Source organism: Pseudorhodoferax sp. Leaf267 (genome assembly GCF_001422405.1).
Taxonomy (GTDB): domain Bacteria; phylum Pseudomonadota; class Gammaproteobacteria; order Burkholderiales; family Burkholderiaceae_C; genus Pseudorhodoferax.
In genome coordinates this window covers 25,910-48,964 of sequence record NZ_LMMV01000024.1, presented here as the reverse complement: position 1 = coordinate 48,964, position 23,055 = coordinate 25,910, and the positions used below count along the sequence as shown (strand labels likewise).

15 protein-coding genes, 3 tRNA genes, 3 rRNA genes and 1 pseudogene are annotated in these 23,055 nt (G+C 64.2%); 10 read left to right on the top strand and 12 right to left on the bottom strand.

Translation table 11 applies throughout. From position 1 onward, the window contains the following. Nucleotides 1–28: 28 nt before the first annotated feature. On the bottom strand, nucleotides 29–961 hold the full coding sequence (locus ASF43_RS23855; RefSeq protein WP_056186794.1) for a helix-turn-helix transcriptional regulator: 933 nt from the start codon (nucleotides 959–961) through the stop codon (nucleotides 29–31). Between the two features lie 168 nt (nucleotides 962–1,129). Here ASF43_RS23855 and ASF43_RS23850 point away from each other — a divergent pair, with 168 nt between their 5' ends. The 5 genes from ASF43_RS23850 to ASF43_RS23830 all read left to right on the top strand — a co-directional run bounded on the left by ASF43_RS23850 (nucleotide 1,130) and on the right by ASF43_RS23830 (nucleotide 6,456). Continuing rightward, entirely contained in the window at nucleotides 1,130–2,680 is a 1,551-nt protein-coding gene (locus ASF43_RS23850) for a benzoate-CoA ligase family protein (RefSeq protein WP_056186791.1), read from the top strand. After that, nucleotides 2,677–3,468 (top strand): alpha/beta fold hydrolase, encoded by a 792-nt coding sequence (locus tag ASF43_RS23845; RefSeq protein ID WP_056186789.1) that lies wholly within the window; start codon nucleotides 2,677–2,679, stop codon nucleotides 3,466–3,468. The genes ASF43_RS23850 and ASF43_RS23845 overlap by 4 nt, the downstream gene beginning before the upstream one ends. A 23-nt stretch (nucleotides 3,469–3,491) precedes the next feature. Next, nucleotides 3,492–4,298 carry a bifunctional 2-polyprenyl-6-hydroxyphenol methylase/3-demethylubiquinol 3-O-methyltransferase UbiG gene (locus tag ASF43_RS23840; RefSeq protein WP_056187447.1) on the top strand — a complete coding sequence of 269 codons (807 nt, stop codon included), beginning with the start codon at nucleotides 3,492–3,494 and terminating at the stop codon, nucleotides 4,296–4,298. A 227-nt stretch (nucleotides 4,299–4,525) separates the two neighbouring features. Continuing rightward, nucleotides 4,526–5,164, top strand: coding sequence for a c-type cytochrome (locus ASF43_RS23835; protein ID WP_235578352.1), 639 nt, complete (start codon nucleotides 4,526–4,528; stop codon nucleotides 5,162–5,164). Further along, nucleotides 5,161–6,456, top strand: coding sequence for a cytochrome c (locus tag ASF43_RS23830; protein ID WP_056186787.1), 1,296 nt, complete (start codon nucleotides 5,161–5,163; stop codon nucleotides 6,454–6,456). The genes ASF43_RS23835 and ASF43_RS23830 overlap by 4 nt, the downstream gene beginning before the upstream one ends. Before the next feature lie 3 nt (nucleotides 6,457–6,459). On the opposite strand, the gene ybaL is transcribed toward ASF43_RS23830, so the two are convergent. Together ybaL and phbB are read right to left on the bottom strand one after the other, a co-directional pair. Next, nucleotides 6,460–8,160, bottom strand: coding sequence for a YbaL family putative K(+) efflux transporter (gene ybaL / locus ASF43_RS23825; RefSeq protein WP_056186784.1), 1,701 nt, complete (start codon nucleotides 8,158–8,160; stop codon nucleotides 6,460–6,462). A gap of 130 nt (nucleotides 8,161–8,290) precedes the next feature. Then, nucleotides 8,291–9,028: an acetoacetyl-CoA reductase gene (phbB, locus tag ASF43_RS23820; protein ID WP_056186782.1), complete on the bottom strand. Its 738-nt coding sequence runs from the start codon at nucleotides 9,026–9,028 to the stop codon at nucleotides 8,291–8,293. Between the two features lie 140 nt (nucleotides 9,029–9,168). On the opposite strand from phbB, the gene ASF43_RS23815 reads away from it, so the two are divergent. The 5 genes from ASF43_RS23815 to nikR are packed head-to-tail and all read left to right on the top strand — an operon-like array spanning nucleotide 9,169 to nucleotide 13,686. Beyond that, entirely contained in the window at nucleotides 9,169–10,182 is a 1,014-nt protein-coding gene (locus tag ASF43_RS23815) for an ABC transporter ATP-binding protein (RefSeq protein WP_056186779.1), read from the top strand. A gap of 43 nt (nucleotides 10,183–10,225) precedes the next feature. After that, nucleotides 10,226–11,524, top strand: coding sequence for an ABC transporter substrate-binding protein (locus ASF43_RS23810; RefSeq protein WP_056186776.1), 1,299 nt, complete (start codon nucleotides 10,226–10,228; stop codon nucleotides 11,522–11,524). A gap of 9 nt (nucleotides 11,525–11,533) precedes the next feature. Continuing rightward, complete coding sequence (locus ASF43_RS23805; protein ID WP_056186773.1) at nucleotides 11,534–12,406, top strand: carbohydrate ABC transporter permease; 873 nt, start codon at nucleotides 11,534–11,536, stop codon at nucleotides 12,404–12,406. Next, complete coding sequence (locus ASF43_RS23800; RefSeq protein WP_056186770.1) at nucleotides 12,403–13,236, top strand: carbohydrate ABC transporter permease; 834 nt, start codon at nucleotides 12,403–12,405, stop codon at nucleotides 13,234–13,236. The genes ASF43_RS23805 and ASF43_RS23800 overlap by 4 nt, the downstream gene beginning before the upstream one ends. 24 nt (nucleotides 13,237–13,260) lie before the next feature. Continuing rightward, on the top strand, nucleotides 13,261–13,686 hold the full coding sequence (gene nikR / locus ASF43_RS23795; protein ID WP_056186767.1) for a nickel-responsive transcriptional regulator NikR: 426 nt from the start codon (nucleotides 13,261–13,263) through the stop codon (nucleotides 13,684–13,686). 332 nt (nucleotides 13,687–14,018) lie between these two features. Here the strand turns inward: nikR and ASF43_RS23790 are convergent. The 9 genes and pseudogenes from ASF43_RS23790 to serS all read right to left on the bottom strand — a co-directional run. Further along, nucleotides 14,019–14,327: pseudogene (locus ASF43_RS23790) on the bottom strand (IS5/IS1182 family transposase); the annotation flags it as partial. A gap of 54 nt (nucleotides 14,328–14,381) precedes the next feature. Then, a protein-coding gene (locus ASF43_RS23785) for an IS3 family transposase (RefSeq protein ID WP_156373497.1) occupies nucleotides 14,382–15,601 on the bottom strand; the annotation gives its coding sequence in 2 pieces (ribosomal slippage) (nucleotides 14,382–15,331 and nucleotides 15,331–15,601; 1,221 coding nt in all). Nucleotides 15,602–15,979: 378 nt separating this feature from the next. Continuing rightward, nucleotides 15,980–16,092, bottom strand: a 5S ribosomal RNA gene (gene rrf / locus ASF43_RS23775). 131 nt (nucleotides 16,093–16,223) lie between these two features. Continuing rightward, nucleotides 16,224–19,101: ribosomal RNA gene (locus tag ASF43_RS23770) — 23S ribosomal RNA — on the bottom strand. A gap of 319 nt (nucleotides 19,102–19,420) precedes the next feature. Beyond that, nucleotides 19,421–19,496, bottom strand: a tRNA-Ala gene (locus ASF43_RS23765). A gap of 26 nt (nucleotides 19,497–19,522) precedes the next feature. Then, nucleotides 19,523–19,599, bottom strand: a tRNA-Ile gene (locus ASF43_RS23760). A 99-nt stretch (nucleotides 19,600–19,698) separates the two neighbouring features. Further along, a 16S ribosomal RNA gene (locus ASF43_RS23755) occupies nucleotides 19,699–21,235 on the bottom strand. Together the 16S, 23S and 5S rRNA genes with 3 tRNA genes alongside form the textbook arrangement of a ribosomal RNA operon. Nucleotides 21,236–21,578: 343 nt before the next feature. After that, nucleotides 21,579–21,668, bottom strand: a tRNA-Ser gene (locus ASF43_RS23750). 58 nt (nucleotides 21,669–21,726) lie between these two features. Beyond that, nucleotides 21,727–23,049: a serine--tRNA ligase gene (gene serS / locus ASF43_RS23745; protein WP_056186759.1), complete on the bottom strand. Its 1,323-nt coding sequence runs from the start codon at nucleotides 23,047–23,049 to the stop codon at nucleotides 21,727–21,729. Between the last annotated feature and the right edge of the window lie 6 nt (nucleotides 23,050–23,055).

Here is a 23,055-nt window from a genome sequence, read left to right as displayed (position 1 = left end):
CCCGGGGTGTTTTTTTGTGCAACCCGGGCTAGTGGCTGGCGATGGACGTGCGCACCACGCCGCGCAGCAGCTCGAAGGCCTGCTGCAGACTCTTGCCACTGGTGTCCACGCGCAGGTCGGCCTTGGAGTAGAAGGCGGCCCGGCCGTCCAGGATGCGCCGCAGATCCTCCATGGCCTCGCGGCTGGCCGCCATCGGCCGCGTGTCGCCCTGCGCCGCCACGCGGCCCATGTGCTCCTCGGGGGCGGCCTGCAGCCAGACGGTCGTGCAATGGGCCAGCAGCTCGTTGAACGTGGCCGGGTCGGACACGATGCCCCCCGGCGTGGCGATGACGGCCTCGCTGTAGATCTGCACCGCCTCCTCCAGGGCCCGGCGCTCGTAACGGCGGTAGGCATTGGTGCCGTACAGGTCGTGGATCTCGCGCACGCTGCAGCCGGCCAGCTTCTCAACCTCGCGGCTGAGTTCGATGAAGGGCAGCTCCAGGTCGTCCGCGAGCATCTGGCCCAGCGTGGACTTGCCGGCGCCGCGCAGCCCCACCAGCGCGATGCGGCGCGCGCGGCCCGGGTCGGCAGCGGCCGTGCCGAGCAGCTCGCCCAGCGCCAGGCGCACGCTGCGCAGGTCGGCCTCGGACCGCTTCTCCAGCAGCTCGCGGATCAGCAGCCACTCGGGCGAGCTCGTGGTCACGTCGCCGACCAGCTCGGCCAGCGAGCAGTGCAGCGCGCCGGCCACCTGCTGCAGCACCAGGATGGACGCGTTGCCGATGCCGTATTCCAGGTTCGCCAGGTGGCGCTCGGACACGCCGGCCGCCACGGCCACGGCCCGGCGGGTGAGGCCGCGGCGTGCACGCAGGCTGCGCACCCGCTCGCCCAGCGCCATCAACAAGGCGTCGCGCGGCTCGGCCGACTCCGGCGCCGGATGGGCGACGGCCGGCTCGTCCGCCGCCACCGCGAGGCCCTCGTTCATTCGATTTCTGTTCCCCATGCCGCATTCTCAGGGTTAACACCGTACATGCACTATATTGCTTGACATGGACTGGAGTGCCCACTATGGTCTGGGCACACGCACGATACTGCATGCACCCACGCATCGCAAGCGCGGCACCGCAGCCGACGAGACGCCAGGAGACCCACGATGAGCCTGCCCGCCACCTTCAACTTCGCGGCGCATCTGTTCGAGCTGAACCGCGCCCGCGCCGACCGCACGGCCTACATCGACGACCGTGGCCCCCTGGCTTACGGCGAACTGGCGCAGCGCGCGCGCCAGCTGGCCGGTGCCTTGCGTGCGGCCGGCCTGCGCCGCGAGGAGCGCGTGCTGCTGCTCATGCACGACACGCAGGACTGGCCCGTGAGCTTCCTGGGCTGCCTGTACGCGGGGCTGGTGCCGGTGGCCGTGAACACGCTGCTGACGCGCGACGACTACGCCTACATGCTGGCGCATAGCCGCGCCCAGGCCGCGCTGGTGTCGGGTGCGCTGATGCCGATGCTGCAGGCCGCGATGGCCACGCAGGGGCACGAGGTCGGCACGCTGATCGTCTCGCAGCCGCAGGGCGCGCTGCCGGCCGGCGCCACCGACTTCGAGCAGGCGCTGGCCGCGGCAGAGCCGCTGGCCGCACCGGCGCCGACGACGCCGGACGACCCGGGCTTCTGGCTGTACTCCTCCGGCTCCACCGGCAGGCCCAAGGGCACGGTGCACACGCACGGCAACCTGTGGTGGACGGCCGAGCTCTACGGCAAGGCCGTGCTGGGGCTGACCGAGCGCGACGTGTGTTTCTCGGCCGCCAAGCTGTACTTCGCGTATGGGCTGGGCAATGCGCTGACCTTCCCGCTGAGCGTGGGCGCCACGGTGCTGCTGATGGCCGAGCGGCCCACGCCGGACGCCGTGTTCCAGCGCTGGACACGGGCCGGCCCCAAGCCCACGGTGTTCTTCGGCGCGCCCACGGGCTTTGCCGGCATGCTGGCCTCGCCGCGGCTGCCGGCGCGCGCCGATGTGGCGCTGCGCATGTGCTCGTCGGCTGGCGAGGCGCTGCCCGGCGAGATCGCGCAGCGCTTCAAGGCCCATTTCGGCTGCGAGATCATCGACGGTATCGGCTCGACCGAGATGCTGCACGTGTTCATCTCCAACCGGCCCGGCGACGTGCGCTACGGCAGCACGGGCAAGCCGGTGGACGGCTACGAGATCGCGCTGCGCGGCGAGGACGGCGGCCCGGTGGCCGACGGCGAGGTCGGCGACCTGTACATCCGCGGGCCGAGCGCCGCGCTGATGTACTGGGGCAACCGCGAGAAGACGCGCGACACCTTCCAGGGCGGCTGGACCAAGAGCGGCGACAAGTACGTGCGCGACGCCGACGGCTACTACACCTACGCCGGGCGCAGCGACGACATGCTCAAGGTCAGCGGCATCTACGTCTCGCCTTTCGAGGTCGAGGCCACGCTGATGCAGCACCCGGCCGTGCTGGAGGCTGCGGTGATCGGCACGCCCGACGCCGAGGGCCTGACCAAGACCAAGGCCTTCGTGGTGCTCAAGGAGGGCGCCAGCGCCAGCGAGGACGAGCTCAAGAGCTTCGTGAAGGAGCGGCTGGCACCGTACAAGTACCCGCGGTTGATCGAGTTCCTGGCCGAGCTGCCGAAGACGGCCACGGGCAAGATCCAGCGCTTTCGGCTGCGCGAGCGGGAGCAGGCATGACGGCCTTCGCCGACATCGACTGGTGTGGCCGCCCGGTGCGCATCGAGTACGCGTGGCTAGGCGCGGAGCAGGCCGACGCGCCGCTGCTGGTCTTCCTGCACGAGGGCCTGGGCTCGCTCGCGATGTGGAAGGATTTCCCTGCGCAGCTGTGCCGCGCGGCGGGCATGCGTGGGCTGGTGTTCTCGCGGCCGGGCTATGGGCGTTCCACGCCGCGCGCGGGCGACGAGGTGTGGGCGCCGGACTTCATGCACCGCCAGGCCTACGAGGTGCTGCCGGCGCTGTTCGCGCAGCTGGGCGTGGACGCGCCGGCCTGGCTCTTCGGCCACAGCGACGGCGGCTCAATCGCCCTGCTGTATGCGGCGCGCTTCCCCGAGCGCGTGGCAGGCCTCGTGGTGCTGGCGCCGCATGTGTTCGTGGAAGACGTGACGGTGGCCAACATCGGCAAGACGCGCGAGGCCTACGAGACGGGCGATCTGCGCGCCGGCCTGGCGCGCTACCACGACGACCCGGACTCGGCCTTCTGGGGCTGGAACCGCATCTGGCTGGACCCGGCCTTTCGCAGCTGGAACATCGAGGGCGAACTCCAGCACATCCGCAGCCCGCTGCTGGCGATCCAGGGCGTGGACGATGCCTACGGCACGCTGGCCCAGATCCGCAGCGTCCAGTGGGTGGTGCCCAGCAGCGTGCTGCTGGAGCTGCCGCAGTGCGGGCATTCGCCGCACCGGGACCAGGCCGAGCAGGTCATCGCGGCCACCAGCGCATTCATCCACCGCCACGACCGCGGTTGAGCGCCCGGATGGAGGAGCCCGCCATGAACCCCTCGTCCACCTTCCTCGCGACCGATGGCGACGGCTACGAGCGCACCATGGGCCGATGGAGCCGGCGCCTGGCGCAGCCGTTCCTGGACTTCGCCGACCTCGGTGGTGCGCGCCGCGTGCTGGACGTGGGATGCGGCACCGGCCACCTTGCCGGCGCGGTGGCGGCGCGCTGCCCTGGCGCGCAGGTGCAGGCGGTCGACCTGTCGCCGGCTTATGTCGAGGCGGCCAGGGCGTGTTACGCCGGCTCGGGCGTGCAATTCGAGGTCGGCGACGCGTGTGCCCTGCCGCACCCGGACCACAGCTTCGACGCGGTGCTGTCGCTGCTGGTGCTGCACTTCGTGCCCGACACGCGCGCCGCATTGGCGCACATGGGCCGCGTGGCGCGGCCGGGGGCCGTGGTGGCCGCTGCGGTGTGGGATGCGCGCGGCGGCTTCGTCGCCAACCGGATGTTCTTCGACACCGCTGCCGCGCTGGACCCCAAGGCCGCCGAGCGGCGCGCCAGGAACTACACGCGGCCGATGACGCGCCCGGGTGAGCTCGTCGCTGCGTGGCGCGCTGCGGGCTTCGTCGACGTGGAGGAAACCTCGCTGCAGATCCGCATGGAATTCGCCACCTTCGCCGATTACTGGGCGCCCTACACCGGTCAAGAGGGGCCGGCGGCCGAATACGTGGGCGGCCTGGGCGCGGCACAGCGTGCCCAGCTCGAAGCAGCGGTCAGTGCGGCCTATCTGGACGGCGAAGCCGACGGCCCACGCTCCTATGCAGCGCTAGCGTGGGCGGTGAAGGGCATCGCAGCCTAGACCGACCCGGGCTTGCGGGGCCACGGCATCGCACGGTAGGGCCGCTGATCCGGTCCAGCGCAGCCGATCTGATGCTGTCTGGCCGCCGGGCCTTGGTGCATGATCGCCGTGCCGTGAATGCCTTCCCCCCACCGCGCGCACTGCGCACCGCTCTCCTCGCCGCCGCCCTGCCCCTTGCCCTGCTGGCCAGACCGGCAGCCGCGGCCCCACCTACGATCGAAGACAGCATGGGCCAGCGCATGGTGGCCTGCACCGTCTGCCATGGCAAGGCGGGCCGCGCCGCGCCCGACGGCTACTACCCGCGCCTGGCCGGCAAGCCGGCCGGCTACCTCTACCACCAGCTGCTGAACTTCCGCGACGGCAGGCGCCACTACGGCCTGATGACGCAGATGGTCGATCTGCTCAGCGACGACTACCTGCGCGAGATCGCCGGCTACTTCGCAGCGCTGGACCTGCCCTACCCGCCGCCCGCGCCGGTCACCACCACGGCGCAGACGCTGCAGCGTGGCCAGCAGCTCGTACAGCAAGGCGATGCCGCACGCGGCCTGCCAGCCTGCGTGCAATGCCACGGCGCGGCCATGACCGGCGTGGCGCCCAACGTGCCGGGCCTGCTGGGCCTGCCGCGCGACTACCTGAACGGGCAACTGGGTGCATGGAAGACCGGCCAGCGCCGCGCCCACACGCCCGACTGCATGGCCGACATCGCCAGGCGCCTGCCGGACGAAGACGTGGCTGCCGTGTCCGGCTGGCTCGCGGCCCAGCCGCTGCCGGTGCAGGCCAAGGCTGTCGCCGCTGCGCCGGCCTGGCCCGCGGCAGCGCCGGCGATGCCGTGCGGCAGCGCGCCTGAACTGGGGGCGGCCCGATGAGCCGGTCGAGCCAACGCGCGCTGCAGGCGCTGGCGCTGCTGTGCGTCCTGCTCGTGGCGGCCAGCGCCCTGGTCTGGTGGCTCAATGTGCGGGGCGAGCCCGACCTGTCGGCCGCGGCGCCGGCTGCGCCTGCCAGTGCCGGGCAGGTCCAGCGCGGTGCCTACCTGGCACAGGCCGGCAACTGCATGGGCTGCCACACGAGCCGCGGCGGCACGCCCTACGCGGGCGGTGCGGCCATCCCCACGCCGTTCGGCCTGCTCTACGGCAGCAACCTGACGCCCGACCGCGAACACGGCATTGGCGCCTGGTCGCCCACCGAGTTCTGGCGCGCCCTGCACCACGGCCGCTCGCGCGATGGCCGGCTGCTGTACCCGGCGTTTCCGTACACGAGCTTCACGCAGGTCACGCGCGAGGACGCGGACGCGCTGTTCGCCTATCTGCAAAGCCTGCCGGCCAGCCCGCAGCCCAACCGCGCGCATGCCCTGCGCTGGCCCTACGACCAGCAGGCCGCGCTGGCGGTCTGGCGCGCGCTGTTCTTCCGCGCGGGCGAATTCCGCCGCGATCCCTCGCAGACGGCCGCGTGGAACCGCGGCGCCTACCTGGTGCGCGGCCTGGGCCATTGCGCCGCCTGCCACACGGCGCGCAACACCTGGGGTGCGCCCGACGACAGCCAGGCGCTGGCCGGCGGCCTGATCCCGATGCAGAACTGGTACGCGCCCGCGCTCACCTCGGCCAGCGAGGCCGGCGTGGCCGACTGGCCGCAGGAAGACGTGGTCGCGTTGCTGCACACCGGTGTGTCGCCGCGCGGCTGGGTCACCGGGCCGATGGCCGAGGTCGTGCTGCGCAGCACGCAGCATCTGAGCCAGGCCGATCTGTCGGCCATGGCCGGCTACCTGCGGAGCCTGCCGCAGACACCGGCCCGGCCCACGCCCGCACGCGTCGCACCCACGGCCGCCGTGGCCACACTGGGCGCCAAGCTGTACGAGCAGAACTGCGCGCAGTGCCACGGCGACGACGGCCGCGGCGCGGGCGGCGTCTACCCGCCACTGGCCGGCAACCGCGGGGTGACCATGGCGTCCACGGCCAACCTGGTGCAGGTGGTGTTGCATGGCGGCTTCGCGCCGGCCACGGCGGGCAACCCCAGGCCCTACGGCATGCCGCCCTACGTGCTGGCGCTGTCGGACAGCGACATCGCGGCCGTGCTGACCCATGTGCGCGGCGCCTGGGGCAACAGCGCGCCGGCGGTCAGTGAACTGGATGTGACGCGGCTGCGCTCGACGATGCAGCGCTGAGCGTCAGTGCGCGGCCGCGGCAGCGCTGGTGCGCTCGACCACGTGGCGCGCCATGGACTGGGCCAGCTCCTGCTCGCCCAGGAACACGCGGCCGGCCTGCTCCTCGTTGAGCAGGCGCGCTTCGGCCTCGCTGTGCGTGCGCACGGCGGTCTCGATGGTGGGGTTCAGGGCACGCGCCACGCTGATCATCTGGCGTACGTTGAGCGAGTCTGGCGTGGCAATCACCAGCATGCGCGCGCGGGCGATGTGGGCCTGGATCAAGGTGGCCGGCTCGGACGCGTCGCCGAATACGGCGGCCATGCCCTCGGCGCGCAGGCGCTCCACGGTCTCGCGGTTCTGCTCGGCCACGACGAAGGGGATGTGGTGCGCCTGCATGGCCGCGGCGATGCGACGGCCCACGCGGCCATAGCCGACCAGCACGACCTGCTGGGCCAGGTACTTCGGCTCGGTGTGCGTGGGCAGCTCGGCCATGGGGTCGTCGCGCGCCTCCATGCGCCGCGCGAGGGCAGAGCGCGCGAGGATCCAGCGCTGCATGGGCTCGGCGAAGTAAAACGCCGCCGGGTTCAGCGCGATGGAGATCAGCGCACCGGCCAGCACCAGGCTCTGGCCTTCGCGCGGCAGCAGGCCCAGCGACGAGCCCATGCCCACCAGGATGAACGAGAACTCGCCGATCTGCGCCAGGCTGGCCGACACGGTCAGCGCGGTGTTCAGCGGGTAGCGGAAGGCCAGCACCAGCGCGGCCGCGGCCATGGACTTGCCGACCACGATGATGCCGACCACGGCCAGCACCTGCAGCGGGCGCTCGAGCAGCACCCAGGGGTCGAACAGCATGCCGACGGAGACGAAGAACAGCACGGCGAAGGCATCGCGCAGCGGCAGCGATTCCTCGGCCGCGCGGTGGCTGAATTCGGACTCGCGCATGACCATGCCGGCGAAGAAAGCTCCAAGCGCGAAGGACACGCCAAACAGCGCCGTGGAGCCCACCGCGATGCTGACCGCAGCCGCCACCACGCACAACGTGAACAGCTCGCGCGAGCCCGTGCGCTGCACTTGCCACAGCAGCCAGGGGAACAGCCTGCGCCCGACGATCAGCATCAGCGCCACGAAGCCGCCGACCTGCAGCAGCGTGAGCCCCAGCGTTTTCCACAGCACGTTCGCATCGGCCACCTGGCTGCCGGCCAGCCAGCCGCCCAGCGGCGGCAACAGCACCAGCACCAGCACCATCGCCAGGTCTTCGACAACCAGCCAGCCCACCGCGATGCGGCCGTTGAACGAGTCGAGCACGCCGCGGCTTTCCAGTGCGCGCAGCAGCACCACGGTGCTGGCCACCGACAGCGACAGGCCGAACACCAGCGCGCCGCCGAGGTTCCAGCCCCACAGCCACGCCAGGCCCATGCCCAGGGCCGTGGCCACCGCCATCTGCACGATGGCGCCGGGCAGCGCGATCTTGCGCACGGCCAGGAGGTCGTCGAGCGAGAAGTGCAGGCCCACGCCGAACATGAGCAGCATGACGCCGATCTCGGCCAGTTGCGCGGCGATCTCCGCATCGGCCACGAAGCCCGGCGTGAACGGCCCGATCACGACGCCGGCCAGCAGGTAGCCCACCAGTGCCGGCAGGCGGATGCACGACGCCAGGAAGCCGAACACCAACGCCAGTCCCAGACCGGCGGCCACCGTGCTGATCAGGGAAACGCTGTGCGGCATGGGGCTGGGCCTTTCTGGGTTTTCTGATGGGAGTGGTCGATGCAATTTACCTGAGCACTGCGCACGGGCGTTTGGCAGGCGAAAAAAAACCCGCCGAAGCGGGTTGCCCTTGCGCGTGCAGGCAGCAGGCTCAGCCCATGTGCAGACCGCCGTTGACCGAGAAGTCGGCGCCGGTGGAATAGCCGCCTTCTTCGGACGCGAGCCACGCGATGATGGAGGCGATTTCCTCGGGCTGGCCCAGGCGCTTAACCGGGATGGTGGCAACGATCTTGTCGAGCACGTCCTGGCGGATGGCCTTGACCATGTCGGTGCCGATGTAGCCCGGGCTCACGGTGTTGACGGTCACGCCCTTGTTGGCGAGCTCCTGCGCCAACGCCATCGTGAAGCCGTGCATGCCGGCCTTGGCAGCCGAGTAGTTGGTCTGGCCGGCCTGGCCCTTCTCGCCGTTGACCGACGAGATGTTGATGATGCGGCCCCAGCCCTTCTCGACCATGTCACCCACCACTTGCTTGGTGACATTGAACATGCTGTTCAGGTTGGTCTCGATGACGGCGTCCCAGTCTTCGCGCGTCATCTTCAGGAACATGCGGTCCTTGGTGATGCCGGCGTTGTTGACCAGCACATCGATGGTGCCGTGTTCGGCCTTGGCCTTGGTGAAGGCTTCGACGGTGGAATCCCAGGCGCCCACGTTGCCGGCCGATGCGTAGAAGGTGTAGCCCTCGGCCGCCTGCTCGGCGATCCACTTCGCATGGTCACGCGTGGGGCCGCAGCCAGCGATGACCTTGAAGCCTTCCTTGTGCAGCCGACGGCAGATGGCCGTCCCGATGCCGCCCATGCCGCCGGTGACGTAAGCGATTTTTTGTGTCATGTCTGAATACTCCGTGATAGGTACTGATGCCTAACAAGAACTGTACCCAAGAAGGAGGGGGCACCCCCCTAGGAAAACACTGAAGCTCGCCGGCATTTGTAAGTCATCGCAACGCCGTGGGCGCTGCCTATACTGGGCCGATGTCCGCGATACGACTGCAAGGCATCTCCAAGCACTGGGGCAGCGCCGCAGCACTGACGGACATCCACCTGGACATCGCACAGGGCAGCTTCTGCGTGCTGCTAGGCCCCTCGGGCTGCGGCAAGTCGACCACGCTGCGCATCATCGCTGGGCTGGAGACGGCGAGCAGCGGCCAGGTGTTCGTCGATGGGCGGGACGTGACCGATCTGCCGCCCGCGCAGCGCGGCATCGCGATGGTGTTCCAGAACTACGCGCTGTTCCCGCACTTGAACGTCGCCGACAACATCACCTTCGGCCTGTCGGTGCGCAAGGTCGGTGCTGCGCAAACCAGGGCCCGGCTGCAGGAGACGGCCGAGCTGCTGGGCCTCACCGCACTGCTGGCGCGCAGGCCGGGCGAGCTCTCCGGTGGCCAACAGCAACGCGTGGCGCTGGGGCGCGCGCTGGTCGCACAGGCGAAGGTCTGCCTGATGGACGAGCCGCTGTCGAACCTCGATGCGCAACTGCGCCAGGACATGCGCCGCGAACTGCGTGAGCTGCAACAGCGCCTGGCCCTCACGGTGGTCTATGTGACGCACGACCAGGCCGAGGCGATGAGCATGGCCGACCAGGTCGTGCTGCTGCACCAGGGCCGCATCGAGCAGGCCGCGCCACCGCGCGAGCTGTACGCACGGCCGGCCACGACCTTTGCCGCGCGCTTCATCGGCACGCCGGCCATGAATCTCGTGCGACTGCAGGACGGTCGCATCGCCGGCAGCGACATCGCCGTGGCCGGCCCCGGCGCGCAGCTGGGCATGCGGCCCGAGACGGTCACGCTCGGGCGCGGCATCCCCGCCACGGTGCAGAGCCTGGAGTACCTGGGCGCCGACCTGGTGCTGCGCTGCGCGATCGGCAGCGAGACGATCACGGTGCGCGCCGAGGGCGAGTTGGGCGTGGCCCGCGGCGAGCAGGTCATGCTGCACTGGCCGCCGGAGTCGGCGCACCACTTCGATACGAACGGCCGCCGCATCGCCTGACCGTGCACCACATCGGCCCACCTTCTTTTCTGGAGTCCACCGCATGCAACGCAGACCGTTCCACCACGCCCTGATCGCCGCCGGCGCCACCATCGCGCTGGGGTGCGTGCCCTGCCTGGTGCGCGCGCAGGCAACGACCGAGATCTCGTTCTTCTTCCCGGTCGCGGTCGGCGGGCCCATCGCCAAATATATCGACGACACGGCAGCGGCGTTCAGCAAGCACAACCCGGCCATCAAGGTCACGCCGATCTACGCCGGCAGCTACCAGGACACCATCGTGAAGGCCTTGACGGCACTCAAGTCGGGCCAGCCGCCCGTCACCTCGGTGCTGCTCTCGACCGACATGTTCACGCTGATCGACGAAGACGCGATCGTGCCATTCGACGGCTTCGTCAAGACCGCGGACGACAAGGCCTGGCTGGACAGCTTCTACAAGGCGTTCATGCTGAACAGCCAGACCGGTGGCAAGACCTGGGGCGTGCCGTTCCAGCGCTCGACCATCGTCATGTACTACAACAAGGAGATGTTCAAGGAGGCCGGGCTGGACCCGAACAAGCCGCCCGCGAGCTGGGCCGAGATGGCGGACGCAGCGAAGAAGCTCACCAAGAAGGACGCGGCCGGCAAGGTCACGACCTATGGCGTGCAGATTCCGTCGAGCGGCTTTCCGTACTGGCTGTTCCAGGCCCTGGCGATCCAGAACGGCGTGGTGCTGGCCAACGACAGCGGCAATGCCGTCAGGTTCAACGACCCCAAGGTCATCGAGGCGCTCGAGTACTGGGTCGACCTGACCAGGCAGGGTGTGCATCCGCCCGGCGTCGTCGAATGGGGCACGACGCCCAAGGACTTCTTCGAGAAGAAGGTCGCGATGATGTGGACCACGACGGGCAACCTGACCAACGTAAAGAACAACGCCAAGTTCGATTTCGGCGTGGCCATGCTGCCGGCCAAGCTGCAGAAGGGCTCGCCGACGGGCGGAGGCAATTTCTACATCTTCAAGAAGTCCAGCCCCGCGCAGCAGGAGGCCGCGTTCAAGTTCATCCAGTGGATCACGCAGCCCGAGCAGGCCGCGCGGTGGAGCGTGGAGACCGGCTACGTGGCCACGTCCGAGGCCGCCTACGCGACCGACACCCTGCGCAAGTACGGCCGTGACTTCCCGCCCGCGCTGGTGGCGCGCGACCAGTTGCCGTTCTCGCTGGCCGAGTTCTCCACGCACGACAACCAGCGCGTGACCAAGGCGCTGAACGACGGCCTGCAGGCCGCGCTGACGGGCAGCAAGACGCCGGCGCAGGCGATGGCCGATGCACAGCGCGAAGCCGACCGGCTGCTGCGCAGCTACAAGTAGCCCGGCCGCATGGGCTCCTCCCGGGCCGCGCAAGCTTGGCTGATGCTGCTGCCGGCGCTCGTGCTGCTGGCCACGTTCACGCACTACCCGGCCATCGCCACGCTGGTCGACAGCTTCTTCTCCACGCCCAAGGGCAGCCGGCCCGGCGTGTGGGTCGGGCTCGAGAACTACCAAGTGATGCTGGACGACCCGATCTTCTGGCAGGCGCTGCGCAACAACCTGTGGTTCGCGCTGGGCACGATCCCGCTGTCGATCGCGCTGGCGCTGGCCATGGCGCTGTGGGTCAACGAGCGCCTGTTCGGCCGCGCCTTCCTGCGCATGGCCTACTTCACGCCGACCGTGCTGCCCATGGTGGCCGTCGCCAACATCTGGCTGTTCTTCTACACGCCGGGTTACGGGCTGCTGGAGCAAATCACGGGCGCGCTGGGCCTGCCGCCGCACAACTGGCTGGGCGATCCGCGCACGGCGCTGGGCGCGATCACCGTCGTCGCGGTCTGGAAAGAGGCTGGCTTCTTCATGATCTTCTACCTGGCTGCGCTGCAGGGGCTGAACCCCAGCCTGCGCGAGGCCGCGGCCATCGAGGGCGCATCGCGCTGGTATTTCTTCCGCCGCGTGCAATGGCCGCTGCTGATGCCGACGACGCTGTTCGTGCTGGTCAACGCCGTCATCAACGCGTTCCGCTTGGTCGACCATGTGTTCGTGCTCACGCGTGGCGGGCCGGACAACGCGTCCACGCTGCTGCTGTACCACCTGTACGAGGTCGGCTTCAAGTTCTGGGACACGGGCTACGCGGCGGCCATCACCGTCGTGCTGCTCGGCGCACTGGCCACGATTGCACTGCTGCAGTTCTTCGTGCTGGACAGGAAGGTGCACTACAAATGAAGCGCGCCGCTGCAGGCCCGGCTTATGCGGCACCGGGCTGGCTGGACCACGCCGCGGCCTGGCTGCTGGCGCTGCTCTGGGTGCTGCCGCTGCTGTACGCGGTGTGGACGGCGTTTCACCCTGGTGAGTACGCGACACGCTTCGCGCTTGTGGCGCCGCTCACGCTGTCCAACTTCGCACGCGCCTGGGAGGCCGCACCGTTCGCCCGCTACTTCCTCAACACCGCCCTGCTGGTGCTCATGATCCTGGCCGTGCAACTGGTGTTGGGCACGCTGGCCGCCTATGCGTTCGCGCGCTACGACTTCCGTGGCCGCCACGTGCTGTTCGCGCTGGTGCTGGTCCAGCTGATGGTCATGCCCGACATCCTGCTGGTGGAAAACTACAAGACCATGAGCCGGCTGGGCCTGGTCGACACGCTGCTGGCCATCGGCCTGCCCTACTTCGCCTCGGCGTTCGCGATCTTCCTGCTGCGCCAGACGTTCATGGGCATCCCGAAAGAGCTCGACGAGGCCGCGCGTGTGGAGGGTGCCTCCGCGCTGCAGACCTTGTGGCGCGTCTACGTGCCGCTGGCGCGGCCGGTCTACACCGCATTTGCGCTGGTGTCGGTCAGCACGCACTGGAACAACTTCCTGTGGCCGCTGATCATCACGAACAGCCCAACGGCGCGGCCGCTGACCGTGGGATTGCAGGTGTTTGCTTCGACCGACCAGGGCATCGACTGGTCGGTCATCACGGCTGCGACGCTGATGAGCTCGGCGCCCTTGCTCGTGGCCTTCCTGCTGTTCCAGAGGCAGTTCGTCCAGAGCTTCATGCGCGCCGGCATCAAGTAGGCAACCTTGCTGCACACTCGGCCCATGCAACGCTTCACCATTTCGCTGGACGACGCGCTGGCCCAGCAGTTCGATGCGCTGATCGCGGCCAAGGGCTACGAGAACCGTTCCGAGGCCGTGCGCGATCTGATCCGCTCGCGTCTGGGCGACGCCACGCTGTCCAAGGACGTGCACGAGATCTCGCACGCCCCCACCCGGGTACGCCGGCCCGGCAACTTCTGCGTGGCCAGCGTGACTTATGTCTACGACCACCACGACCAGACCGTCACGCGCCGTGTGCTCGACCTGCAGCAGGACCACCTTGATCTTGCGCAGACCAGCCTGCACACCCACCCGGACCACCGCGACTGCCTGGAGACCGCTGTGCTGCCATCGTGCCGCTCGCTGCCGATGTGCATAGCCACACGCAACCGCATGCGCACGAAGCGCACCGTCATTTCAAGCCGCTGAGTTGAAGCGCGCGGCTGGGGCCGCGCTGTCCAATCCGGCGCGCGCTTTCCGCGAGGGGCAGCGGAGCCTCGCCGGCATCGGCCAACATACAGACCGGCGCTGCAATCGGGCGGCCGTGCTCGGACGTTTTGCCCAGACTCCAGTCCATGGACGCGGTCCCGATGCGTTTGCTCGTGGCCTCTGCCAGCGGGCCAATGGTAGCCACGGCATCAGCCAGCTCTGAGGCCTCGTCCAGCGCGTGGCCGGGTTCTGCTAGCCGATTGGCCAGGCTGTGGATCTCGGCATGCTCGGCATGCCTGGTTGACGACCGTAAGTAGTCGGCCCTGCAAAATTCACCCAGCCGACCAAGCCGTCCGATGCGCGCCGGCGTTTCCCATTCCCAGAGCAGCGGCGAGCGCTGTGGCCAACGTTGTGAGCAGCGCGAGTAGGGGCGCAAAAAGGCCCTTCAGTCCCAGGCGCACGATGGCCCGGAGCAGCCAGCGGATGTTGTACCTCGCCGCGCACAGCCTTGCGTGCAGCGCATCGCCGCTGGCGCCGTGCAGCCAGCACCAGTCCATGGCGCTGTCGTGCTTCAGGTGCCCGATGGCCGGCTCCACCGCCTGGCGCCGCCTAAGCCATCGCCGCTGCTGATCCGTCAGGCTCAAGTGACCTGCCCCTGAGGTTGCCCCTGGACAACCGGAGTGCGTAGCCCGACTTCAAGCGGCAGATTTGTGCTGCGCCGCCAACCAGCGCTGCGCCGCCAACCAGCGTTGTTCGAACTGCATCGGGCTGAGGTAGCCCAGCGCCGAATGTAGCCGCGAGTGGTTGTAGAAGGCGATCCAGTCCATGACCACCTGCCTGGCCTGCTCGCGCGAGGCAAACCGCCGGCCGTGAACGCAGGCCGTCTTCAGTCGCCCCCACAGGCTCTCGGTGGGGGCGTTGTCCCAGCAGTTGCCGTTGCGGGACATCGAGCTGCGTACGCCCCAGGCTGTCAAAGTGTCCTGGAAGTCCTGGCTGCAATACTGGCTGCCCCTGTCGCTGTGAAAGATCAGGCCCGCGGCCGGTCTGCGTCGAAAGCAGGCCATCAGCAGCGCGTCCTTGACCAGCGAGGTCTGCATGTGCGCCTGCAGGCTCCAGCCCACCACCTGGCGGCTGTGCAGGTCCAGCACGGCGGCCAGGTACAGCCAACCCTCGTCGGTGGCGATGTACGTGATGTCACCGCTCCACAGTACGTTGGGCGCTGCCGGCGTAAAGCGGCGCTGCACAAGGTCCGGGGCCACTGGCAAGCGGTGCGCGCTGTCGGTGATCACGACGAACTTGCGCTTGCCCTTGGCCCGGATGCCGTGGCGCTGCATCAAGCGGCGAACCCGCTCCTTGCCCACGCGCAGGCCGCGGGCCAGCAGCTCACGGTGCATGCGCGGCCAGCCGTACTCGCCGCGCAACTGCTCGTGGATGGCGCGGATGTGGACCAGCAAGGCGTCGTCGCTGTGTCGCCTGCGCCCACCGTGCTTGGTGCCGCGCGTGCAGGCATCCCAGCGGAAATACCCGCTGGCGCTGACTTGCAGCACCTGGCACATCAGCGTGATCGGCCAGCGCCCCTTCATCGAGAAAATCCAGGCGTACCTTGCAACACGTCCTGCGCAAAGTACGCCGCGGCTTTTTTTGCGATGTCGCGCTCCATCGTCAACCGGGCCACCTGCGCCTTCAACCGCGCAATCTCCGCCTGCTCGGGCGTGACCGTCGGCGTTGCGGCCTTGCTTTCGAGCGTCACCGCCAACTGGCCCTTCGCATCGGCCCGCACCCAGTTCGTCAGGCTCGCCTTGGGCATGCCCAGCGTCGCGGCTACGGCCGATGCGGCACGTCCGGCCTTGACCTGCCGCACAGCCTCCTGCTTGAACTCCAGCGTGTACTTCGCTCTCGTTTGCTTCTCGTTCAATTCATGCTCCCGTCCCGGCATTTTCCGGGCTGGGGCTATGCACTCCAGGGTTCGGGGCAACCTCAGAATCGGATGTGAAGATTCTCGGGGGATCCAACACCCAGCGGAACTGGCGCAAAACCCAGCGTTCACGCGGGTTGCAGAGGCTTTGCAGGGCGGACTACCACGCTTGCCTAGCCAATGCTTGAGGCAATGAAACTGGTGGCCAACCTGCGTTTTTCCGCGCAAAGTAAAACGCCCAGACCTTTAGGAGGTCTGGGCGTTTTAGGGCTGTAGGAGCCTGACGATGACCTACTTTCACACGGGAACCCGCACTANTTCCGCGCAAAGTAAAACGCCCAGACCTTTAGGAGGTCTGGGCGTTTTAGGGCTGTAGGAGCCTGACGATGACCTACTTTCACACGGGAACCCGCACTATCATCGGCGCGGAGGCGTTTCACTGTCCTGTTCGGGATGGGAAGGAGTGGGACCACCTCGCTATGGTCATCAGGCATAACTTGTTGCTGGGCTGGTTTTGGGCCAGCCTGGCGAATTCATAGAGTTGTATCAGCTGGTCCTGTGGGACCGTATTTGATTGCGTCAACTTGGCATAACGACTTTGATCATGAGAGATCAAAGTTATAGGGTCAAGCCGCACGAGCAATTAGTATCAGTTAGCTTAACGCATTGCTGCGCTTCCACACCTGACCTATCAACGTCCTGGTCTTGAACGACTCTTCAGGGGGCTCAAGGCCCCGGCAGATCTCATCTTGGAACGAGTTTCCCGCTTAGATGCTTTCAGCGGTTATCTCTTCCGCACATAGCTACTCGGCAATGCCACTGGCGTGACAACCGATACACCAGAGGTGCGTCCACTCCGGTCCTCTCGTACTAGGAGCAGGCTTCCTCAAATCTGCAGCGCCCACGGAAGATAGGGACCAAACTGTCTCACGACGTTTTAAACCCAGCTCACGTACCTCTTTAAATGGCGAACAGCCATACCCTTGGGACCGGCTACAGCCCCAGGATGAGATGAGCCGACATCGAGGTGCCAAACACCGCCGTCGATATGAACTCTTGGGCGGTATCAGCCTGTTATCCCCAGAGTACCTTTTATCCGTTGAGCGATGGCCCTTCCATACAGAACCACCGGATCACTATGTCCTGCTTTCGCATCTGCTCGACTTGTCAGTCTCGCAGTTAAGCACGCTTATGCCATTGCACTATCGTCACGATGTCCGACCGTAACTAGCGTACCTTCGAACTCCTCCGTTACACTTTGGGAGGAGACCGCCCCAGTCAAACTGCCTACCATGCACTGTCCCCGATCCAGATAATGGACCTAGGTTAGAACCTCAAACACACCAGGGTGGTATTTCAACGTTGGCTCCATGTGATCTAGCGACCACACTTCAAAGCCTCCCACCTATCCTACACAGATCTGTTCAAAGTCCAATACAAAGCTACAGTAAAGGTTCATGGGGTCTTTCCGTCTTTCCGCGGGGAGATTGCATCATCACAAACATTTCAACTTCGCTGAGTCTCGGGAGGAGACAGTGTGGCCATCGTTACGCCATTCGTGCAGGTCGGAACTTACCCGACAAGGAATTTCGCTACCTTAGGACCGTTATAGTTACGGCCGCCGTTTACTGGGACTTCAATCAAGAGCTTGCACCCCATCATTTAATCTTCCAGCACCGGGCAGGCGTCACACCCTATACGTCCACTTTCGTGTTTGCAGAGTGCTGTGTTTTTAATAAACAGTCGCAGCCACCGATTTTTTGCAACCCATTCATGCTCCGTTGTTCACTTCACACTACTAGGGCACACCTTCTTCCGAAGTTACGGTGTCAATTTGCCGAGTTCCTTCTCCCGAGTTCTCTCAAGCGCCTTAGAATACTCATCTCGCGCACCAGTGTCGGTTTGCGGTACGGTCGTGTGTAGCTGAAGCTTAGTGGCTTTTCCTGGAACCTCGTTCAATCACTTCGCGAACAAGTTCGCTCGATCGACAGCCTCGGTATATGACAGGCGGATTTGCCTACCTGTCGCCTACATCTGCCTAAACCGGGATATCCAACACCCGGATGACCTATTAAGATCCGTCCCCACATCGCACTACACATCGGTACAGGAATATTGACCTGTTTCCCATCAGTTACGCATCTCTGCCTCACCTTAGGGGCCGACTCACTCTACGCCGATGAACGTTGCGTAGAAAACCTTGCGCTTACGGCGAGGGGGCTTTTCACCCCCTTTAACGCTACTCATGTCAGCATTCGCACTTCTGATACCTCCAGCAGCCTTTACAAGCCACCTTCACAGGCTTACAGAACGCTCTCCTACCACTTGCAATAAATTGCAAATCCGCAGCTTCGGTAACTGGCTTAGCCCCGTTACATCTTCCGCGCAGGACGACTCGATCAGTGAGCTATTACGCTTTCTTTAAATGATGGCTGCTTCTAAGCCAACATCCTGACTGTTTTAGCCTTCCCACTTCGTTTCCCACTTAGCCAATTTTAGGGACCTTAGCTGGCGGTCTGGGTTGTTTCCCTCTTGAGTCCGGACGTTAGCACCCGGTGCTCTGTCTCCCAAGCTGTACTCTGCGGTATTCGGAGTTTGCCTTGGTTTGGTAAGTCGCCATGACCCCCTAGCCAAAACAGTGCTCTACCCCCGCAGGTAATACTTGAGGCACTACCTAAATAGTTTTCGGAGAGAACCAGCTATTTCCAAGTTTGTTTAGCCTTTCACCCCTATCCACAGCTCATCCGCTAGTTTTGCAACACTAGTCGGTTCGGACCTCCAGTACCTGTTACGGCACCTTCATCCTGGCCATGGATAGATCACTTGGTTTCGGGTCTACACCCAGCGACTAAGACGCCCTGTTCGGACTCGGTTTCCCTACGCCTTCCCTATTCGGTTAAGCTTGCCACTGAATGTAAGTCGCTGACCCATTATACAAAAGGTACGCAGTCACCCCTTGCGAGGCTCCTACTTTTTGTAAGCACGCGGTTTCAGGATCTATTTCACTCCCCTCCCGGGGTTCTTTTCGCCTTTCCCTCACGGTACTAGTTCACTATCGGTCAATGATGAGTATTTAGCCTTGGAGGATGGTCCCCCCATATTCAGACAGGATTTCACGTGTCCCGCCCTACTTTTCGTTAACTTAGTACCACACGTCTCTTTTCACGTACGGGGCTATCACCCACTATGGCCAGCCTTTCCAAGCTGTTCCGTTAAGAGTCGTGCTATCACTAACAGGCTTTTCCGATTTCGCTCGCCACTACTTTCGGAATCTCGGTTGATGTCTTTTCCTCGAGCTACTGAGATGTTTCAGTTCACCCGGTTCGCCTCGCATGACTATGTATTCATCATGCGATACCTATCACTAGGTGGGTTTCCCCATTCGGAAATCTCCGGATCAAAGCTAATTTGCCAGCTCCCCGAAGCTTATCGCAGGCTATCACGTCCTTCGTCGCCTATCATTGCCAAGGCATCCACCACGTGCTCTTATTCACTTGACCCTATAACTTTGACACCTCTTGTCGAAGATCAAAATTACTCAAGGAATATGTCAGGTCTTTCACCTGACGCGTTATGCCGTAATTCAATCACTTGAATACTAGAATTTCAAACAAAGTTTGATATTCATTTTGACGCAATCAAAATTTTGTCACTGGCGGCACGGTCTGCACTAAACCTTTACGAATGTGCAGTTTCCACCAGCAACGCTGATTTCGAACTCTATGAATTTTTAAAGAACAGCCGATTGATCAAGAGATCTTGACCAACAACAAAGCAGCCTTTCGCAAAGCCACTTTGGTGTTGATATATTGGATAAGTTGGTGGAGGTGACAGGACTCGAACCCGCTACCTACTGCTTGCAAAGCAGCCGCTCTCCCAGCTGAGCTACACCCCCATGAACGCAATAGGATATTGGAGGAATGGTGGGTCTGGTTGGTTTCGAACCAACGACCCCCGCCTTATCAAGACGGTGCTCTAACCAACTGAGCTACAGACCCAAGCCGGTCGCTTCAGTAGGCGAACTTGCATCCGACCATTAGCGACAACCTTCCAACAACCGATAAGTGTGAGCGTTTGAGCTGCGTTGCAGTTTCCAGAAAGGAGGTGATCCAGCCGCACCTTCCGATACGGCTACCTTGTTACGACTTCACCCCAGTCACGAACCCTGCCGTGGTAATCGCCCTCCTTGCGGTTAGGCTAACTACTTCTGGCAGAACCCGCTCCCATGGTGTGACGGGCGGTGTGTACAAGACCCGGGAACGTATTCACCGTGACATTCTGATCCACGATTACTAGCGATTCCGACTTCACGCAGTCGAGTTGCAGACTGCGATCCGGACTACGACTGGTTTTATGGGATTAGCTCCCCCTCGCGGGTTGGCAACCCTTTGTACCAGCCATTGTATGACGTGTGTAGCCCCACCTATAAGGGCCATGAGGACTTGACGTCATCCCCACCTTCCTCCGGTTTATCACCGGCAGTCTCATTAGAGTGCCCAACTAAATGTAGCAACTAATGACAAGGGTTGCGCTCGTTGCGGGACTTAACCCAACATCTCACGACACGAGCTGACGACAGCCATGCAGCACCTGTGTTACGGCTCTCTTTCGAGCACCAAGCCATCTCTGGCAAGTTCCGTACATGTCAAAGGTGGGTAAGGTTTTTCGCGTTGCATCGAATTAAACCACATCATCCACCGCTTGTGCGGGTCCCCGTCAATTCCTTTGAGTTTCAACCTTGCGGCCGTACTCCCCAGGCGGTCAACTTCACGCGTTAGCTTCGTTACTGAGTCAGTGAAGACCCAACAACCAGTTGACATCGTTTAGGGCGTGGACTACCAGGGTATCTAATCCTGTTTGCTCCCCACGCTTTCGTGCATGAGCGTCAGTGCAGGCCCAGGGGATTGCCTTCGCCATCGGTGTTCCTCCGCATATCTACGCATTTCACTGCTACACGCGGAATTCCATCCCCCTCTGCCGCACTCCAGCAATGCAGTCACAAATGCAGGTCCCAGGTTGAGCCCGGGGATTTCACATCTGTCTTACATTACCGCCTGCGCACGCTTTACGCCCAGTAATTCCGATTAACGCTCGCACCCTACGTATTACCGCGGCTGCTGGCACGTAGTTAGCCGGTGCTTATTCTTACGGTACCGTCATGAGCCCGCCGTATTAAGGCAAACCTTTTCGTTCCGTACAAAAGCAGTTTACAACCCGAAGGCCTTCATCCTGCACGCGGCATTGCTGGATCAGGCTTGCGCCCATTGTCCAAAATTCCCCACTGCTGCCTCCCGTAGGAGTCTGGACCGTGTCTCAGTTCCAGTGTGGCTGGTCGTCCTCTCAGACCAGCTACAGATCGTCGCCTTGGTAGGCCTTTACCCCACCAACTAGCTAATCTGATATCGGCCGCTCCAATCGCGCGAGGCCCTTGCGAGTCCCCCGCTTTCATCCACAGATCGTATGCGGTATTAGCACAGCTTTCGCTGCGTTATCCCCCACGACTGGGCACGTTCCGATATATTACTCACCCGTTCGCCACTCGCCACCAGGATTGCTCCCGTGCTGCCGTTCGACTTGCATGTGTAAGGCATGCCGCCAGCGTTCAATCTGAGCCAGGATCAAACTCTATAGTTCGATCTTGAAATTTATACTCTCTCGAGTTCACTCATTAAAACGGAATTGAAGTGAATCCACTTCCATTCTCATGAGCATTTAAGTGCCAGTAGCACTTGTTCCGAAGAACTTGGCAACTTCACCCAAACGCCCACGCTTATCGGCTGTATGTTTTTAAAGATCTCAGCACACCAGACTCATCGTCTAACATGCTTTCTTTGCGGCGCGCTGTGATCAGCGCAGCCTCGCAGTATATACCGCTTTTTGAAGAAACGTCAAACTTTTTTCGACCCGTTCAAACTTTCTGTTTGACGCCAAGTGCGCTACCTGCCTGGACACCCTGAAGGCACCCGTGGCCGGCACTTGGCGGAGAGACAGGGATTCGAACCCTGGATACGTTTGACCGTATACCGGATTTCGAGTCCGGCGCATTCGACCACTCTGCCATCTCTCCTGGATCCACCTGCCTCGATGCGCCGGTGGTCGCCAGGCGCTGCAGGAAGCCTTTGATTCTAGCAGGCTAAGACCGCTGTTCCGCCCAGGTAGCTCCGCAACACCTCCGGAACCGTGACGGAACCATCAACGGTCTGGTAATTCTCGAGCACAGCAACCAGCGTACGCCCTACGGCAAGGCCAGAGCCGTTCAGCGTGTGGAGCCACTCGCTCTTGCCCTGCGCATTCTTGAAACGCGCCTGCAGCCGCCTTGCCTGAAACGCTTCGCAGTTGGAGACGGAGCTGATCTCGCGGTAAGTGTTCTGCGCCGGCAGCCATACTTCCAGGTCATGCGTGCGCGTGGCACTGAAGCCCATGTCGCCGGTGCACAGGCACATCACGCGGTACGGCAGGCCTAGCGCCTTCAGCACCGCTTCAGCGTGACCGGTCATCTCGTCCAGCGCTTCATAACTCTTCTCCGGATGGACGATCTGCACCATTTCAACCTTGTCGAACTGGTGCTGCCTGATCAGTCCACGCGTGTCCCGGCCAGCGCTGCCTGCTTCGGACCGAAAGCACGGGGTGTGCGCTGTGAGTCGGATCGGCAGATCGGCCACCGGGACGATCTCGTTGCGCACGAAATTGGTCAGTGGAACCTCGCTGGTCGGGATCAGGTACAGCGCCGTGTTGTCCGGCAGTTCCTCGCCCTCCTGGCCACCCTTCTTGGCTGCGAACAGGTCGCCCTCGAACTTGGGCAGTTGCCCCGTGCCACGCAGCGTCTCCGCATTGACGATATAAGGGACGTAGCACTCGGTGTAGCCATGCTGCTGGGTCTGCATGTCCAGCATGAACTGCGAAAGCGCACGGTGCAGCCGCGCAATAGGTCCCTGCATGACCGTGAAGCGTGCGCCCGACAGCTTCACGCCCATCTCAAAATCCAGGCCCAGCGGCGTGCCCAGATCCACGTGATCCCGCGGCGCGAAGCCGAGCGGCTGCGGATCCTGCCCTGTCGGGCTCCAGCGACGCAGCTCGACATTGGCATGCTCGTCGGCACCCTCCGGCACGCTATCGTGCGGCAGGTTGGGCACGGCCAGCAGCAGGTCATGGAGTTCAGGCTGGAGTTGGTCCAAGCGCGCGGCCGAAGCGTCGAGCTCGGTCTTCAGCGTGTTGACCTCAGACATCACCGCTTCGGCACTTTCGCCCTTGGCCCTCAGCTGCCCGATCTGCTTGCTCAAGGCATTGCGACGCGACTGCAATTCTTCAGTACGCGTCTGCAGAGTCTTGCGTTCGGACTCCAGCGCCTTGAACGCGGCGACATCCAGATAAGGTTGGGGGCTCTTGCGCTTCTCCAAGCGCGCGACGACCGAGTCCAGGTCTTTTCTCAACAGGTTGATGTCCAGCATCGTTCG

Excerpts from the sequence above, each read along its gene's own strand:
- ASF43_RS23855 (WP_056186794.1), bottom strand. The coding sequence starts at position 961 with ATGAACGAGGGCCTCGCGGTGGCGGCGGACGAGCCGGCCGTCGCCCAT.
- ASF43_RS23850 (WP_056186791.1), top strand. The coding sequence starts at position 1,130 with ATGAGCCTGCCCGCCACCTTCAACTTCGCGGCGCATCTGTTCGAGCTG.
- ASF43_RS23845 (WP_056186789.1), top strand. The coding sequence starts at position 2,677 with ATGACGGCCTTCGCCGACATCGACTGGTGTGGCCGCCCGGTGCGCATC.
- ASF43_RS23840 (WP_056187447.1), top strand. The coding sequence starts at position 3,492 with ATGAACCCCTCGTCCACCTTCCTCGCGACCGATGGCGACGGCTACGAG.
- ASF43_RS23835 (WP_235578352.1), top strand. The coding sequence starts at position 4,526 with ATGGGCCAGCGCATGGTGGCCTGCACCGTCTGCCATGGCAAGGCGGGC.
- ASF43_RS23830 (WP_056186787.1), top strand. The coding sequence starts at position 5,161 with ATGAGCCGGTCGAGCCAACGCGCGCTGCAGGCGCTGGCGCTGCTGTGC.
- ybaL (WP_056186784.1), bottom strand. The coding sequence starts at position 8,160 with ATGCCGCACAGCGTTTCCCTGATCAGCACGGTGGCCGCCGGTCTGGGA.
- phbB (WP_056186782.1), bottom strand. The coding sequence starts at position 9,028 with ATGACACAAAAAATCGCTTACGTCACCGGCGGCATGGGCGGCATCGGG.
- ASF43_RS23815 (WP_056186779.1), top strand. The coding sequence starts at position 9,169 with ATGTCCGCGATACGACTGCAAGGCATCTCCAAGCACTGGGGCAGCGCC.
- ASF43_RS23810 (WP_056186776.1), top strand. The coding sequence starts at position 10,226 with ATGCAACGCAGACCGTTCCACCACGCCCTGATCGCCGCCGGCGCCACC.
- ASF43_RS23805 (WP_056186773.1), top strand. The coding sequence starts at position 11,534 with ATGGGCTCCTCCCGGGCCGCGCAAGCTTGGCTGATGCTGCTGCCGGCG.
- ASF43_RS23800 (WP_056186770.1), top strand. The coding sequence starts at position 12,403 with ATGAAGCGCGCCGCTGCAGGCCCGGCTTATGCGGCACCGGGCTGGCTG.
- nikR (WP_056186767.1), top strand. The coding sequence starts at position 13,261 with ATGCAACGCTTCACCATTTCGCTGGACGACGCGCTGGCCCAGCAGTTC.
- serS (WP_056186759.1), bottom strand. The coding sequence starts at position 23,049 with ATGCTGGACATCAACCTGTTGAGAAAAGACCTGGACTCGGTCGTCGCG.